Genomic DNA, 14,110 nt, shown 5'->3' with positions numbered 1-14,110 from the left:
TCCATGCAATCCCAAGACATCGTCCGCCGCTCAGCCACCAACGTGCTGACCCCGGCGCCGCACACCCGCGATCACCAGGCCGAAGTGGCCAAGCTGATCGACGTGAGCATCTGCATCGGCTGCAAAGCCTGCCAGGTGGCCTGCAACGAGTGGAACGACCTGCGTGACGAGGTCGGCCACAACGTTGGCGTGTACGACAACCCGGCCGACCTGTCGGCCGAAACCTGGACGCTGATGCGCTTCGATGAAGTCGAAGACGAAAGCGGCAAGCTCGAATGGCTGATCCGCAAGGACGGCTGCATGCACTGCGCCGACCCCGGCTGCCTGAAAGCCTGCCCGCAACCGGGGGCGATCATCCAGTACGCCAACGGCATCGTCGATTTTCAGTCCGAGCACTGCATCGGCTGCGGCTACTGCATCGCCGGCTGCCCGTTCGATGTGCCGCGCATCAGCCAGAAAGACAACAAAGCCTACAAATGCACGCTGTGCGTCGACCGGGTTTCGGTCGGCCAGGAGCCGGCCTGCGTCAAGACCTGCCCGACCGGGGCGATCAACTTCGGCAGCAAAGAAGACATGCTGCACCAGGCCAGCGAGCGGGTCACCGAGCTGCAGGGCCGCGGCTTTGCCGGCGCCGGCATCTATGACCCGCAAGGCGTCGGCGGCACCCACGTGGTCTACGTGCTGCAGCATGCCGACAAGCCGCAGCTGTACCACAAGCTGCCCACCGACCCGCGCATCAGCAACGCCATCCAGGGCTGGAAAGGCTGGATGAAACCGGTGGCCGCGGCGGCGTTCTTCGCCACCCTGGCCGGCACCCTGTTCCATTACATCGGCGTCGGCCCCAACGAAGTCGATGAACAGGACCAGAAGATCGAAGAGGATACCCACGCATGAACAAGGACAAACTGATCCTGCGTACGCGCTTCATCGAGCGCGCCAGCCACTGGTTCATGGTGATCTGCTTCTTCGCCGTGGCGCTGTCGGGGCTGTCGTGGTTCTTCCCCTCGCTCAACGGCCTCAACGCGGTGTTCGGCACCCCGCAGCTGGCGCGCATCCTCCACCCGTTTTTCGGCGTGGTGGTATTTTTGCTGCTGATGTTTCTGTTCGTGCGCTTCGTGCGCTACAACCTGCCGGAACGCGAAGACCTGCAGTGGTTCAAGAACGTCAAGCAAGTGCTGGCCGGCAAGCATGAGCCGTCGCTGAACATCGGCAAGTACAACGCCGGGCAGAAGATCCTGTTCTGGGGCATCATGGCCCTGATCAGCCTGCTGCTGCTCAGTGGCGTGGTGATCTGGCGGCCGTATTTCGCGCCGCTGTTCAGTATCCCGACCATCCGCATCGGCTTGCTGGTGCATGCACTGGCCGGCATCAGCCTGATTCTGCTGATCATCGGCCATGCCTACCTGGCATTCTGGGTCAAGGGTTCGATCCGCGGCATGCTCACCGGCTACGTCAGCCGCAGCTGGGCCAAAACCCACCACGACCGCTGGTACCGCCAGCTGAACAGCAAGCAAGGCAAAGCCGGGAGCGACAAATGAGCAGCATCCAGATGACCCCGGTGCAGACGCCCAGCGGTGGCGTCAACGAGATCGTCGCGGTGCTGCTGCCGTCGCTCAAGGACCGTTACTCAAAACGCGCGGCGCGCCTGCGCCAGCTGGCCGACGGTCACGCCATGGGCGATTACCTGGGGTTTTGTGCCGGTATCGCCGAGGCTCAGCAGCAACTGCTTGCCACCCTGCCACTGCCTGAAGCGCTGGCGGCCGGGCTGGCGGCGCGCCTGGACGCCGGCCGGGCGCCGCTGGCAAGCGCAGAGTACCCGCGCGACGCTTACTGGCAGCAACTGCTCGGCGCCTTGATCGAGGCACTGTACGGCGACGCCACGCCAGCGGTGCGCAGCACCCTCGACGCCTTGCGCGGCTACTCGCCAGCGCAACTGGAAGAGCGCGCCAGCGCCTTGCTGGCCGGTAGCTACGAGCAGGTCGACAGCGGCCAGGCGCTGTTCCTCTGGAGCGCGCTGTCGCTGTACTTCACCCAGTTGGCCAATGCCCTGCCGGCTTCGGCCAGGGCCTCGCTGGGCGAACAGCGCCAGCACTGCCCGGTGTGCGCCAGCGCGCCGGTGGCCAGCGTGATCATGAACGGCGCCCAGGCCGGCCTGCGTTACCTGCATTGCAGTTTATGCGAGAGCCGCTGGCACATGGTTCGGGTAAAATGCAGCAACTGCGAAGCCACCGGCGCCCTCGACTACTGGTCGCTGGAGCGTCAGGATGCCGCGATCAAGGCCGAGAGCTGCAACGACTGCCACAGCTACCTGAAAGTGCTGTACCCGGAAAAGGACCGCGACCAGGAAGTGCTGGCCGATGACCTCGCTTCCCTGGCGCTGGACGCCGAAGTGGAGCGCGAGGGTTATGGGCGCAGTGGTGTCAGCCCGTTTCTGTTTCCCGGCTGATAAAGCTATCGCGGGTCAAGTCGGGTCGCCGCACCGCCGCTCCCACAAGGTCTGTGGGAGCGGCGGTGCGGCGACCCGACTTGACCCGCGACTGCCCCCCTTTTCACCCCACACCCGGAACCCCCATGGGCATCAAGAAATCTTCCGCCGAACTCAAGCGCGACCTCAAGGCCGTCGCCGGCAACCTGGAACGCACCGCCGGTGAAATCAGCAAGCTGGCCGAGCGCATCGACGGCGTCGACGTGGTTGCCGTGCTGCACCTGATGAATCGCCTGTACAAAGACTCCGACAAGCTCAAGGCCTACGCCGACGAAATCAAGGTCGGGCGCATCGTGCGTGGCAAGGCCGAGTAGCCAGGCCATGCGCCGACGACTGACTAGCAAAAGCTGCCAGGGCTCTTACACTTGATCTGAACGGTTGACGTCTGTAGACATGCTTGCAGCCAACCTTGATGAGATGGAGCCTGTCGCGATGCCGAGCCTGGATTTTCTCATTACCTCATTGATCGTCGTGCTGATTCCCGGCAGCGGCGTGATCCTGACCATCTCCACCGCTCTGGTGGCCGGCAAGCGCGCCAGCCTCTACACCGCGCTGGGCTGTACGGCGGGGATCGTCCCGCACCTGCTGGCCTCGATCCTCGGCCTGTCGGCGATCCTGCACACCAGTGCCCTGGCCTTCCAGGGCCTGAAGTTCGCCGGCGTCGCCTACCTGCTGTACCTGGCCTACGCCACCTGGCGCGACCGCTCGGCCTTCGCCGTCGACAGCATCAGCGCGGTGGGTAGCGCTGGCAGCCTGATCCTGCGGGCCTGCCTGCTGAACATCCTCAACCCGAAACTGACGATTTTCTTCCTGGCGTTCCTGCCGCAGTTCATCAGCGCCGAGGCGGGCACGGTGAGCGGGCAGATGCTCAGCCTGAGCGCAGTGTTCATGCTCATGACCTTCGTGGTGTTTGTGCTGTATGGCCTGCTGGCCAACCTGTTCCGTCGCGCGGTGATTGAATCGCCGCGGGTTCAGAACTGGCTGCGCCGCAGTTTTGCTGCCTCTTTTGCCGGCCTGGGCCTGAACCTGGCGTTCGCCCAGCGCTGAGGAGCGCCTGCGATGAACCGCTGTGACGTACTGATTATCGGCGCCGGCCCCACCGGGCTGGTGCTGGCGCTGTGGCTGAGCAAGCTGGGCATCAAGGTGCGGATCATCGACAGAACCAGCGGCCCCGGCACCACCTCCCGGGCCCTGGCGGTGCAGGCGCGGACCCTGGAGCTGTACCGCCAGCTAGACCTGACCGAGGCAGTCCTCGCCCAGGGCCACCAGGTGCCGGCGGCCAACCTGTGGGTCAAGGGCGAAACCGCCGCGCGGCTGCCGTTCAACAGCATTGGCGCCGAACTTACGCCCTACCCGTTCCTGCATATCTACCCGCAGGACCAGCACGAGCAACTGCTGATCGAGCGCCTGCAGCGCTTTGCGGTGGCCGTCGAACGGCAAACCGAGCTGCTTGGCTTCAGCCAGGACGCCGAAGGCGTCACCGCCCGCCTGCGCCATGCCGACGGCGTCGAGGAAGTCTGCCAAGCCGATTACATCGCCGGTTGCGACGGCGCCCGCTCGACGGTGCGCAAGGTCCTGGGCATCGGCTTTCCCGGCGGCACTTACGAGCAGGTGTTTTATGTCGCCGATGTCGATGGCGCGGGGCCGGCGTTCAATGGCGAGCTGCACGTCGACCTCGACGAGGCCGACTTTCTCGCCGTATTCCCACTGGCCGGCAGCGGCCGCGCGCGGTTGATCGGCACGGTGCGCGACGCGCGTGCCGAACACCCCCGCGACCTGCGTTTCGAGGATGTCAGCCAGCGCGCCATGGAGCACCTGAAGGTCGAGATCCATCAGGTCAACTGGTTCTCTACCTACCGCGTGCACCACCGGGTGGCCGAGCAGTTTGGCCACCAGCGCGCCTTCCTGCTTGGCGACGCCGCCCACGTACACAGCCCGGCCGGTGGCCAGGGCATGAACACCGGCATCGGCGATGCCATCAACCTGGCGTGGAAACTGGCGGCGGTGTTGCAAGGCAGCGCCACCGAGGCCCTGCTCGAAACCTACGAAATCGAGCGCAGTGCTTTTGCCCAGCGGCTGGTGGCGACCACCGACCAGGTGTTCAACTTCATCACCGCCGACGGCCGCCTGGCCGCCCTGCTGCGCACCCGCCTGGCCCCCGTGCTGCTGCCGCGGGTGGCGGCGCTCAAAACTGCGCGGACGTTTTTGTTCCGCACCGTTTCGCAAATCACCCTGAACTACCGCGACATGCCCCTGAGCGTCGGCAGCGCCGGCCAGGTACATGGTGGCGAGCGCCTGCCGTGGGTCAGCGACGGCGCCCACGACAACTTTGCCGGGCTGGCGCGGATGCGCTGGCAGGTTCAGGTGTATGGTGCGGCCAGCGGCAGCCTGGTGGCCTGGTGCAGCGACCGCGGCATGCCGCTGGAAGTGTTCGAATGGTGCGACGCCCACGAGGCGGCCGGCTTGCAGCGGGACGGCGTGTACCTGCTGCGCCCGGACAGCTACGTCGCGCTGGCCCAGGTCGGCGCCGGGCCAGAGGTGCTCGAAGAGTACTTCAGTGCACGCGGGATGCGCGGATACTAGCGCTGTTGTGCGAGAATGCGCGCAGGTTTCGCCTCTCTATCTGCTAAGGAATGGCATCATCAGAATCCTCACCTCTTTGCTCCTGGCCTCGACCCTGCTCCTGGCCAGTTGCGGCACTTTTCTTGCGCGCGGCTCCAACAGCTACGGCAGCGGCGACTACTACAAAGGCACCCAGGCCAACGTCCAGTTACTGACCACGATTGGCGCCAGCGGCTACGAAGGTTATTCAACGATATTCTGCTGGGTGACCATCGTCTGCCCGGTGGCTGCGATTGTCACCCTGCCGGCGGACATGGTGGTCGACACCGCCCTGCTGCCCTATGACTCGATGAACTGAAATGCCCCAGCTCGACTACCGCCGCGTGGCGTTTCTGAATATCTACATCAATGACTTCATCATCTATATCGGCGCGCCGCTGATGGTGCTGACCCTGTTCGACTGGATGCCGAAAAGCCTGGGCACCACCATTATCCTGGTGGTTCTGGGCCTTGGCTGCCTGACCTTTCCGTTGTCGATGCTGGTACGCTGCCCACTGTGCAACGCAGCGATGATGCACTTGTACAAGGATGAGGTTGGCACCGCGCTGTCACGCCGGGTCGGCTTCAGCGAAGTGCGCAAGCTGAAAAAGGTGCGTTGCCTGGGCTGCGATGGGCTGCTGAAGATTCGCGATTGATCGCGGGGCAAGCCCGCTCCCGCAGGTTTTGCGCAGTCCGTGTGGGAGCTGGCTTGCCGGCGATGGGCTGCAACGCAGCCCCTAGGCGCGGGCAAACCTGTAGGTCGTCACCCCGCACAACAGCAACCCCGCCAGGGCCAGCGATCCGCCGACATAGCCGATGTTACCCAGGCCCATGTGCACGCTGACCAGGCTGCCGATCAGCGCCCCGGCACCAATGCCGATGTTATAAATGCCGGAGAACATGGCCATGGCCACGTCGGTGGCGTCCGAGGCGAGGATCAGCACCTTGGACTGCAACGCCAGGCTGAAGCACATGATCGACACACCCCAGAACACGCTCAAGGTACCCAGCAGGCTGAAGTCGCCGGCCAACGGCAGCAACAGCAGCAGACAGGTCGCCAGCATGGCGATCGCGCCGATCAGAAAGCCCTGCGGGAATCGCTCGCTGTAGCGGCTGAACAGCACCGAGCCGAACACCCCGGCGCCGCCAAACAGCAACAGCAGCACGGTGGTCAGTTCGCCGCCGATCTGCGCGACGTTCAGGGCAAACGGCTCGATGTAACTGTAGGCAGTGAACTGCGCGGCAATCACCAGCGCCACCAGCACATACACGGTGACCAGCGCCGGGCGCTTGAACAGCACCGGTACGCTGCGCAACGAGCCGGAGTTCTGGCTCGGCAGCAGCGGCAGCGATTTGACCAGGCACAACAAGGTTGCCAAGGCCACCCCGGCAATCGCCAGGAAGGTGGTGCGCCAACCCAGGGCCTCGCCCACCACCCGCCCCAGCGGAATGCCCATGACCATCGCCAGGGTGGTACCGGTTGCCAGCAGCCCCAGGGCCTTGGCCTGTTGCCCCGGCGGCGCTACGCGCACTGCCAGCGAGGCAGTAATGGCCCAGAACACCGCATGGGCCAGGGCGATGCCGATACGGCTGACCAGCAGCATGCCAAAGCTCTGCGCCACCCCCGAAAGCAAATGGCTGAGGATGAACAAGGCAAAGACGATGATCAGCAACTTGCGCCGCTCGATATTGCGGGTCAGCAGCATCATCGGCAGCGAGGCCAGGGCCACCACCCAGGCATAGATGGTCAGCATCAGGCCGACCTGGGCGGTGGACATGTCGAAGCTGCGGCCGATGTCGCTGAGCAGCGCCACCGGGACGAATTCAGTGGTGTTGAAAATGAAGGCCGCCAGGGCCAGGGCGATGACACTCAGCCAACTGCCGGTTCGCGCATCCACGGATGTATTCATGAGTAAAGCCTTGCTCCGAGTCGTTTGCGGTTGCCGGGAACGAAAACGCGCCCAGCGCCAGACACTCATGCCGGTCGGGCCTGAGTGAAGCGTGTGCGCTGAGGAATGATTTATAAGTATGCGGGGTATCGCTTGCTGGCAAGGATAGTACGTCAGCACCGAAGCTGTCACAACCGCGCGGGCGTGGAGTACCATGGCCCGATTCGTTCATGGAAGACTCCCCGCTATGTCGCAACCCTCCCAGGCTTTGGCCAACATCCTCGACAATGACAGCCTGATCGGCGCTATCGACCAGGGCCTGGCGCCGCAGTACCTGTACTTCTGGGGCCACCGGCAAAAGGTCGAGGGCAAGCCGGACAAAAGCTGCTTCAGCCAGTGGTTCGAGGCCGGCTTCAAAGAGCAAGGCCTCCACTACCCCAGCGCCGAGCACTACATGATGGCCGGCAAGGCGCGGCTGTTCGACGACCAGGCAACGTTGGCGAAAATTCTCGCCGCGCGCACGCCGGCCGAGGCCAAGAAGCTGGGCCGCGAAGTCGCCGGCTACGATGACGCCGCCTGGGTGGCCGAGCGCTCGGCGATCGTCGAGCAGGCCAACCTGCTCAAGTTCGAACAGAACCCGGGGCTGCGCACATTTCTACTCTCTACCGCCGGCCAGGTGCTGGTCGAGGCCAGCCCGGTGGACAGCATCTGGGGCATCGGCCTGGACGCCAAGGCCGCGCAAGCGGCCGATCCACGCCAGTGGCAAGGGCTGAACCTGCTCGGTTATGCGCTGATGCGGGTGCGCGAGCGCCTGGCTGGCTGAGGGCCCAGCGCAGGATTTTTCTGCGCTGCTACACTTTATTCGCGCAGATGGAGGATTCCCTCATGTCCGATAAAGAGATCACCACAGCCCTTAACCTGATCAACCAGCGCCAGGCCCGGCTCGCTTCGGCGTGCAAGGAGATTGCCGACTGGATCGACCGCCAGGGCGATGTGCCGGTGGCCGGCAAGATCCGCGACACCCTCAAGGCCGTCGAAGCCGATGATCAGCTGGTCAGAAAAACCCTCACCTCGCTGAGCGTCGAACGCCCGCTGCCGCGTTTCCGCTAGCCCGCAAAGGCGGGTGGCGGGTGCGCGACACGCGTGAGGTCAATCGCCCAAGAGCCTGGGTCGCCAGTGCCAGGTGCTGTTTATCGTCTACGATTTCCAGCAACTTCTGGCACATTCCGGTGACTGGCTGTCAATGAATATCCTTTACGACGAAAACGTCGATGGTGCCCTGCCCGCCGTCGACAAGCAGGCGCTGCTGCAGGCCTTGCAGGCACAACTGCCCGATCTCGATATCCTCCACGCCGAGGAAGACCTCAAGCCCTACGAATGCGATGGCCTCTCGGCCTACCGCACACTGCCGCTGCTGGTGTTGCTGCCGCATACCCTCGAGCAGGTGCAAGGCATCCTCAGGCTGTGTTTTGCCCGCAAGGTGCCGGTGGTCGCCCGTGGCGCCGGCACTGGCCTGTCGGGCGGCGCCCTGCCCCTGGAAAAAGGCGTGCTGCTGGTGATGGCGCGCTTCAACAAGATCCTCGCCATTGACCCCGCCGCGCGCACCGCGCGGGTGCAGCCGGGGGTGCGCAACCTGGCGATCTCCCAGGCCGCCGCGCCTTATGAGCTGTACTACGCACCCGACCCGTCGTCGCAGATCGCCTGCTCGATCGGTGGCAACGTCGCCGAAAATGCCGGCGGCGTGCACTGCCTGAAATATGGCCTGACCGTGCACAACCTGCTCAAGGTCGAGATCCTTACCGTTGAAGGCGAATGCCTGACCCTCGGCGCCGACAGCCTCGATGCCCCGGGCTTTGACCTGCTGGCGCTGTTCACCGGCTCCGAAGGCATGCTCGGGATCATCACCGAAGTAACGGTCAAGCTGCTGCCCAGGCCGCAGGTGGCCAAGGTGCTGCTGGCGGCTTTCGACTCGGTGGAAAAAGCCGGGCGCGCGGTTGGCGACATCATCGCTGCCGGGATCATTCCCGGTGGCCTGGAGATGATGGACAACCTGGCGATCCGCGCCGCTGAAGACTTCATTCATGCCGGCTACCCGGTCGACGCCGAGGCGATTCTGCTGTGCGAGCTGGATGGCGTCGAAGCCGATGTGCACGACGATTGCGAGCGGGTACGTACCCTGTTCGAACAGGCCGGTGCCAGCGAAGTACGCCAGGCCCGTGACGAGGTGGAGCGGGTGAAGTTCTGGGCCGGGCGCAAGAACGCCTTTCCGGCGGTCGGGCGAATTTCAGCCGATTATTACTGCATGGACGGCACCATCCCACGCCGCGAGTTGCCCCATGTGCTGCAACGCATCGCCGCGCTATCGCATAAATACGATCTGCGGGTGGCCAACGTCTTTCATGCCGGCGACGGCAACATGCACCCGCTGATCCTCTTCGATGCCAACCAGCCCGGCGAGCTGGAGCGCGCCGAAGCCTTTGGCGGCGAGATTCTCGAACTGTGCGTGAGTGTCGGCGGCAGCATCACCGGCGAGCATGGCGTCGGCCGCGAGAAGATCAACCAGATGTGCGCGCAGTTCAGCAGCGACGAGCTGACCCTGTTTCACGCAGTCAAGGCGGCCTTCGACCCCCATCGCTTGCTCAACCCCGGCAAGAACATCCCGACCCTGCAGCGCTGCGCCGAGTTTGGCGCCATGCATGTGCACGCCGGGCAACTGCCCTTCCCCGAGCTGGAGCGCTTCTGATGCTGGCGCACAACAACGATGCCAGCCAGGCGCTGCTCGAACAGGTCAACCAGGCCCGCGCCGAGGGCACGCCCTTGCGCATTCGAGGCGGCGCCAGCAAGGCTTATCTCGGCCGCCCGGTAGCCGGGATCGAGCTCGATACCCGCGAGCACCGCGGCATCGTCAACTACGACCCGACGGAGCTGGTGATCACCGCCCGCGCCGGCACGCCGCTGACGGAATTGACGGCGACGCTTGAGGCCGCCGGGCAGATGCTGCCCTGCGAGCCGCCGCACAGTGACGACGGCGCCACCCTCGGCGGCATGCTCGCTGCCGGGCTGTCGGGGCCGCGCCGGCCCTGGGCCGGCTCGGTTCGCGACTACGTGCTCGGCACCCGGGTGATCAGCGGCCTGGGCCTGCACCTGCGTTTTGCCGGCGAGGTGATGAAGAACGTCGCCGGCTACGACCTGTCGCGACTGATGGCCGGCAGCTTCGGCTGCCTGGGGTTGATCAGCGAGGTGTCACTGAAAGTACTGCCCAAGCCGCGCTGCGACGCGCACATCGCCCTGCAGCTCGACCCGCAGCAAGCCCTGCTGAAACTGGCGCAATGGGGCCAGCAACCGCTGCCGATCAGCGCCGCCTGCCATGACGGCAATGTGTTGCGCCTGCGCCTTGAAGGCGGTGAAGGTTCGGTCAAGGCCGCCCGCGACCGGCTCGGCGGCGAGCGCTTCAAGGCTTGCTGGTGGCAAGACCTGAACCACCAGCGCCTGGGGTTTTTCGCCGACCCGCGCCCGCTGTGGCGCATATCCTTGCCCAACCACAGCCCGCTGCTGGAGCTGCCCGGCGAGCAACTGCTGGACTGGGCCGGTGCCCAGCGCTGGCTCAAGTCCGAGGCCCCGGCCGAGGCCATTCGCGCGGCTGCAAGCCGACTGGGCGGCCATGCCACCTGCTACAGCGCCAGCGACAGCCCGTTCCAGCCGCTACCCGCGGCCTTGCTGCGCTATCACCAACAACTCAAGCAGCGCCTCGACCCGCAAGGGATCTTCAACCCCGGGCGGATGTACGCGGAGATCTGAGCCATGCAAACCACCCTGAGCGATGCCGCCAAACGTCTGGCCCGCGCCGAAGAGGCCGAGCGCATCCTGCGCAGTTGCGTGCACTGCGGCTTTTGCAACGCCACCTGCCCGACCTACCAGTTGCTCGGCGACGAACTGGACGGCCCGCGCGGGCGCATCTACCTGATCAAGCAGGTGCTCGAAGGCCAGCCGGCCAGCGCCAAGACCCAACTGCACCTGGACCGCTGCCTGTCGTGCCGCAACTGCGAAACCACCTGCCCGTCCGGGGTCGATTACCACAACCTGCTGGACATCGGCCGCGCCGTGGTCGACCAGGCGGTGGCCCGCCCGCCGCTGCAGCGGGCCTTGCGCAGCGGCCTGCGTAACCTGGCCAGCCACCCGACAGCGTTCAAGCGCCTGGTGCAACTGGGGCGCAGCGTCGACAGCCTGCTGCCGGCAGCGCTCAAGGCCAAGCTGCCGCGCTCGGCAGCCACGGCCCAGGCGCGCCCGCAAGCGCACCATGAGCGACGGGTACTGCTGCTTGAAGGCTGCGTGCAACCGGGCCTGTCGCCCAACACCAATGCCGCCACGGCGCGGGTGCTCGATCGCCTGGGTATCAGCGTTACCGCCACGCCCCAAGCCGGCTGCTGTGGCGCTGTCGACTATCACCTCGATGCCCAAGCCCGTGGCCTTGAACGCGCCCGGCACAACATCGACGCCTGGTGGCCGGCCATCGAGGCCGGCGCCGAAGCCATCGTGCAAACCGCCAGCGGTTGCGGCGCCTTCGTCAAGGACTACGCCAAGCTGCTGCACGGCGATGGGCAGTACGCAAGCAAAGCCCGGCGGGTCAGCGAACTGGCCAGGGACCTGGTCGAGGTCGTCGCGGCCGAGCCCCTGGATAAACTGGCCTGCCACAGCGGCCAGCTGCTGGCGGTGCATTGCCCGTGCAGCCTGCAGCATGCGCAGAAGCTTGGCGGCAGCGTCGAGGCCCTGCTCAAGCGCCTGGGTTTCAACCTCAGCAATGTGCCCGACGGCCACCTGTGCTGCGGCTCGGCGGGCACCTATTCGCTGACCCAGCCGCAACTGGCCAGGGAACTGCGCGACAACAAGCTCGATGCCCTGGAAAGCGGCCGGCCGGATGTCATCGTCAGCGCCAATATCGGCTGCCAGACCCACCTCGATGGCGCCGGGCGCACCCCGGTGCGGCACTGGATCGAGCTGGTGGACGAGGCGCTAGCGAAGTCGCCAAGCCTGGCATAAGCTCAAACGGGCACCCCTGTTCGACAACCCGAGGACTCGTCATGCGTCATCTTCTGCTTGTCTCACTGCTGGTCATCAGCCCCGCCGTCCTGGCCAAGACCGAATGCAGCACTGCTGAAAAGAACCAATGGCAGGACCAGAACAACTTTCAGGAAGAACTGAAAAAGCAGGGCTACGAGATCAAGGAGTTCAAGGTCACCAAGGGCAATTGCTACGAGATCTACGGCAAGAACAAAGACGGTAAAAAAGTCGAGATCTACTTCGACCCGGTCACCGGCAAGAAGGTCAAGGAAGAGATCGACTGAGGTGAGCGACGATAGCCTGCGCCTCTGGGACCCACTGGTGCGCGTGTGCCACTGGTCGCTGGTGGTGGTGTTTGTCGGCGGCTATTTTCTCACCGAAGAAGGCGATGGCTGGCACCGCTGGCTGGGCTATTACGGCCTGACGATCGTACTGCTGCGCAGTGTCTGGGGCTTTGTCGGCAGCCCGGCGGCGCGCTGGGCGCACTTCTGGCCAACGCCCACGCGCTTGAAGTGGCACTTGCAGGCCCTGTTCAGCGGCCAAGACTACCACCGCCTCGGCCATTCGCCGTTGGGCGCGCTGGTGATGGTGCTGATGTTGCTGCTGATGGCCGGCCTTGGCGTCAGCGGCTTCATGATGGAAGAGATCTACTACTTCTGGGGCGACGACGGCCTGCGCGATATTCACGAGTTGATGGCCGATGCCCTGTTGGCGCTGGTGTGCCTGCACATTGCGGCGGCGCTGTTCGAGAGCTGGCGGCTGAAGGAGAACCTGCCGCTGTCGATGGTCACCGGCAGGCGCCGGCGGCGCTGAAACGATCGCGGGTCAAGCCAGCACCCACCGAACTGTGGAACTGGCTTGCCAGCGATGGGCTGCGCAGCAGCCCTCTATCAGTGCTGCATAGGCTGATGATCATGCCCATGCATGGCTTGCGCATTCAACGCCCGCACCGGCGCGTTCACTTCAATGCGCTGCTTGACGCCCTTGGCATCCTCGACCACCAGGGTCAGCGGCACGTGCTCGCCTTCCTTGAGTTGCTGGTTGAGGTCCATGAGCATCACGTGATAACCGTTGGGGTCAAGGCTCACCGCCTTGCCGGCCGGCAGCGGCAGGCTGTCGACCTCGCCCATTTTCATCACGTCGTTTTCCATGGTCATCTGGTGCACCTGCACGGTCCTGGCCACCGGCGAGGCGACGCTGAGCAGCTTGCTGTCGGTGCTGGCGGTAAGGGTCATGAAAGCACCGCTGGACTTCTGGTTGGGCACGGTAGCACGCGCCCAGGCGTCGCTGACGGTGGTTTCGGCCATGGCCGGCAGGGCCAGGCCGATCAGGGCCAGCGCGGCCAGGGTACGTTTGACAGGGTTGCGAAGCATTAACACACCTCCATGACAGTGAGCAGGTCTTCTGCGCACTCTTTTGCATTGAGCGAATGGGACAGGCCCAGGCGCAGCTGGCCGCGGGAATCGAAGACGTAGCTGGTCGAGGTGTGCGAGATGGTATAGGTATCGCCGGCTGGCACCTTCTCGTAGAACACACCGAACTCGCGGGCGGCTGCCGCGGTTTCTTCGAGGGTGCCGGACAACGCCACGAACGAGGGGTCGAAGGCCTTGACGTAGGCGTCGAGCACCTCGGGGGTATCGCGCTCGGGGTCGAGGCTGATGAACACCACCTGCAAAAAGCCTGCATCGCGGCCCATCAGCTTCTTGATCTGCACCGCGCGCGCCAGGGTGGTCGGGCACACCGCCGGGCACTGGGTGAAACCGAAGAACACCATCGGCATCGAACCCCAGAAACTCGAGAGGGTACGGACGTTGCCTTGGGTATCCTTGAGCTTGAACGAACGGCCGAGGATCTTGTTGCTCATGTCCTTGCCGTACTTGAAGTCCAGCGCGCCTCCGGAACGGGGGTCGCAACCTGCAAGGGCGCCGAGGCCCAGCAGGCTGATCCCGGCAACAACCTGGCGCCGGGTCAGTAAATCAGTCATGTAACCATCCTTTCGGGAAGGTGCCAGCCCCTGGATAGAGGGCATGTCGAGAAACCTTCGCATTTTGTCATGGTGGCGGACGCAGGTTCCAGC

Annotated in this window: 18 protein-coding genes; 15 read left to right on the top strand and 3 right to left on the bottom strand. The window is 64.8% G+C overall.

What is annotated here, in order from left to right:
* The first annotated feature begins 3 nt into the window (after positions 1-3).
* The 8 genes from fdxH to BLR26_RS13450 all read left to right on the top strand — a co-directional run bounded on the left by fdxH (position 4) and on the right by BLR26_RS13450 (position 5,742).
* Positions 4-894 carry a formate dehydrogenase subunit beta gene (gene fdxH / locus BLR26_RS13485; RefSeq protein ID WP_305367322.1) on the top strand — a complete coding sequence of 297 codons (891 nt, stop codon included), beginning with the start codon at positions 4-6 and terminating at the stop codon, positions 892-894.
* Positions 891-1,538 (top strand): formate dehydrogenase subunit gamma, encoded by a 648-nt coding sequence (locus tag BLR26_RS13480; RefSeq protein ID WP_093381294.1) that lies wholly within the window; start codon positions 891-893, stop codon positions 1,536-1,538. Before fdxH ends, BLR26_RS13480 begins: the two co-directional genes overlap by 4 nt.
* On the top strand, positions 1,535-2,446 hold the full coding sequence (gene fdhE, locus BLR26_RS13475; protein ID WP_093381292.1) for a formate dehydrogenase accessory protein FdhE: 912 nt from the start codon (positions 1,535-1,537) through the stop codon (positions 2,444-2,446). The genes BLR26_RS13480 and fdhE overlap by 4 nt, the downstream gene beginning before the upstream one ends.
* A gap of 125 nt (positions 2,447-2,571) precedes the next feature.
* Positions 2,572-2,799 (top strand): hypothetical protein, encoded by a 228-nt coding sequence (locus tag BLR26_RS13470; RefSeq protein ID WP_045194298.1) that lies wholly within the window; start codon positions 2,572-2,574, stop codon positions 2,797-2,799.
* 118 nt (positions 2,800-2,917) lie between these two features.
* The gene (locus tag BLR26_RS13465) at positions 2,918-3,532 is read left to right on the top strand and encodes a LysE family translocator (protein WP_093381290.1); all 615 of its coding nucleotides are present in this window, start codon (positions 2,918-2,920) and stop codon (positions 3,530-3,532) included.
* A 12-nt stretch (positions 3,533-3,544) separates the two neighbouring features.
* Positions 3,545-5,068, top strand: a complete 1,524-nt coding sequence (locus tag BLR26_RS13460) for an FAD-dependent oxidoreductase (RefSeq protein ID WP_093381287.1) — start codon at positions 3,545-3,547, stop codon at positions 5,066-5,068.
* A 76-nt stretch (positions 5,069-5,144) separates the two neighbouring features.
* The gene (locus BLR26_RS13455; protein WP_309475560.1) at positions 5,145-5,405 is read left to right on the top strand and encodes a YceK/YidQ family lipoprotein; all 261 of its coding nucleotides are present in this window, start codon (positions 5,145-5,147) and stop codon (positions 5,403-5,405) included.
* A gap of 1 nt (position 5,406) precedes the next feature.
* Positions 5,407-5,742, top strand: coding sequence for a hypothetical protein (locus BLR26_RS13450; RefSeq protein ID WP_045194304.1), 336 nt, complete (start codon positions 5,407-5,409; stop codon positions 5,740-5,742).
* Between the two features lie 81 nt (positions 5,743-5,823).
* Here BLR26_RS13450 and BLR26_RS13445 read toward each other — a convergent pair whose 3' ends face one another.
* On the bottom strand, positions 5,824-6,996 hold the full coding sequence (locus tag BLR26_RS13445; RefSeq protein ID WP_093381284.1) for a sugar transporter: 1,173 nt from the start codon (positions 6,994-6,996) through the stop codon (positions 5,824-5,826).
* Positions 6,997-7,222: 226 nt separating this feature from the next.
* Between BLR26_RS13445 and BLR26_RS13440 the strand changes: the two genes are divergently transcribed.
* From BLR26_RS13440 to BLR26_RS13410, 7 genes are all read left to right on the top strand, one after another.
* On the top strand, positions 7,223-7,798 hold the full coding sequence (locus tag BLR26_RS13440; RefSeq protein WP_093381281.1) for an NADAR family protein: 576 nt from the start codon (positions 7,223-7,225) through the stop codon (positions 7,796-7,798).
* Positions 7,799-7,860: 62 nt separating this feature from the next.
* On the top strand, positions 7,861-8,085 hold the full coding sequence (locus BLR26_RS13435) for a hypothetical protein (RefSeq protein ID WP_010222367.1): 225 nt from the start codon (positions 7,861-7,863) through the stop codon (positions 8,083-8,085).
* 133 nt (positions 8,086-8,218) lie between these two features.
* Complete coding sequence (glcD, locus tag BLR26_RS13430; RefSeq protein WP_093387457.1) at positions 8,219-9,718, top strand: glycolate oxidase subunit GlcD; 1,500 nt, start codon at positions 8,219-8,221, stop codon at positions 9,716-9,718.
* Entirely contained in the window at positions 9,718-10,773 is a 1,056-nt protein-coding gene (gene glcE / locus BLR26_RS13425) for a glycolate oxidase subunit GlcE (RefSeq protein ID WP_093381277.1), read from the top strand. The genes glcD and glcE overlap by 1 nt, the downstream gene beginning before the upstream one ends.
* Before the next feature lie 3 nt (positions 10,774-10,776).
* Positions 10,777-12,012, top strand: coding sequence for a glycolate oxidase subunit GlcF (gene glcF / locus BLR26_RS13420; RefSeq protein WP_093381274.1), 1,236 nt, complete (start codon positions 10,777-10,779; stop codon positions 12,010-12,012).
* A gap of 41 nt (positions 12,013-12,053) precedes the next feature.
* On the top strand, positions 12,054-12,317 hold the full coding sequence (locus BLR26_RS13415; protein ID WP_045194315.1) for a PepSY domain-containing protein: 264 nt from the start codon (positions 12,054-12,056) through the stop codon (positions 12,315-12,317).
* Position 12,318: 1 nt separating this feature from the next.
* Complete coding sequence (locus BLR26_RS13410) at positions 12,319-12,846, top strand: cytochrome b/b6 domain-containing protein (protein ID WP_093381271.1); 528 nt, start codon at positions 12,319-12,321, stop codon at positions 12,844-12,846.
* A 77-nt stretch (positions 12,847-12,923) separates the two neighbouring features.
* Here BLR26_RS13410 and BLR26_RS13405 read toward each other — a convergent pair whose 3' ends face one another.
* Both BLR26_RS13405 and BLR26_RS13400 read right to left on the bottom strand, forming a co-directional pair.
* Positions 12,924-13,406 carry a copper chaperone PCu(A)C gene (locus tag BLR26_RS13405; RefSeq protein WP_093381268.1) on the bottom strand — a complete coding sequence of 161 codons (483 nt, stop codon included), beginning with the start codon at positions 13,404-13,406 and terminating at the stop codon, positions 12,924-12,926.
* Positions 13,406-14,017 (bottom strand): SCO family protein, encoded by a 612-nt coding sequence (locus tag BLR26_RS13400; RefSeq protein ID WP_038995914.1) that lies wholly within the window; start codon positions 14,015-14,017, stop codon positions 13,406-13,408. Before BLR26_RS13400 ends, BLR26_RS13405 begins: the two co-directional genes overlap by 1 nt.
* Positions 14,018-14,110: the final 93 nt, after the last annotated feature.

The organism is Pseudomonas sp. UC 17F4 (genome assembly GCF_900101695.1).
Lineage (GTDB): Bacteria > Pseudomonadota > Gammaproteobacteria > Pseudomonadales > Pseudomonadaceae > Aquipseudomonas.
This window is presented reverse-complemented; position numbering and strand designations above follow the sequence as displayed.

What these genes read in the sequence shown, in the direction of transcription:
- glcD (WP_093387457.1), top strand. Translation starts at nt 8,219, where the DNA reads ATGAATATCCTTTACGACGAAAACGTCGATGGTGCCCTGCCCGCCGTC.
- fdhE (WP_093381292.1), top strand. Translation starts at nt 1,535, where the DNA reads ATGAGCAGCATCCAGATGACCCCGGTGCAGACGCCCAGCGGTGGCGTC.
- BLR26_RS13450 (WP_045194304.1), top strand. Translation starts at nt 5,407, where the DNA reads ATGCCCCAGCTCGACTACCGCCGCGTGGCGTTTCTGAATATCTACATC.
- BLR26_RS13415 (WP_045194315.1), top strand. Translation starts at nt 12,054, where the DNA reads ATGCGTCATCTTCTGCTTGTCTCACTGCTGGTCATCAGCCCCGCCGTC.
- BLR26_RS13480 (WP_093381294.1), top strand. Translation starts at nt 891, where the DNA reads ATGAACAAGGACAAACTGATCCTGCGTACGCGCTTCATCGAGCGCGCC.
- BLR26_RS13435 (WP_010222367.1), top strand. Translation starts at nt 7,861, where the DNA reads ATGTCCGATAAAGAGATCACCACAGCCCTTAACCTGATCAACCAGCGC.
- BLR26_RS13440 (WP_093381281.1), top strand. Translation starts at nt 7,223, where the DNA reads ATGTCGCAACCCTCCCAGGCTTTGGCCAACATCCTCGACAATGACAGC.
- glcF (WP_093381274.1), top strand. Translation starts at nt 10,777, where the DNA reads ATGCAAACCACCCTGAGCGATGCCGCCAAACGTCTGGCCCGCGCCGAA.
- BLR26_RS13400 (WP_038995914.1), bottom strand. Translation starts at nt 14,017, where the DNA reads ATGACTGATTTACTGACCCGGCGCCAGGTTGTTGCCGGGATCAGCCTG.
- fdxH (WP_305367322.1), top strand. Translation starts at nt 4, where the DNA reads ATGCAATCCCAAGACATCGTCCGCCGCTCAGCCACCAACGTGCTGACC.
- BLR26_RS13465 (WP_093381290.1), top strand. Translation starts at nt 2,918, where the DNA reads ATGCCGAGCCTGGATTTTCTCATTACCTCATTGATCGTCGTGCTGATT.
- BLR26_RS13405 (WP_093381268.1), bottom strand. Translation starts at nt 13,406, where the DNA reads ATGCTTCGCAACCCTGTCAAACGTACCCTGGCCGCGCTGGCCCTGATC.
- BLR26_RS13470 (WP_045194298.1), top strand. Translation starts at nt 2,572, where the DNA reads ATGGGCATCAAGAAATCTTCCGCCGAACTCAAGCGCGACCTCAAGGCC.
- BLR26_RS13445 (WP_093381284.1), bottom strand. Translation starts at nt 6,996, where the DNA reads ATGAATACATCCGTGGATGCGCGAACCGGCAGTTGGCTGAGTGTCATC.
- glcE (WP_093381277.1), top strand. Translation starts at nt 9,718, where the DNA reads ATGCTGGCGCACAACAACGATGCCAGCCAGGCGCTGCTCGAACAGGTC.
- BLR26_RS13460 (WP_093381287.1), top strand. Translation starts at nt 3,545, where the DNA reads ATGAACCGCTGTGACGTACTGATTATCGGCGCCGGCCCCACCGGGCTG.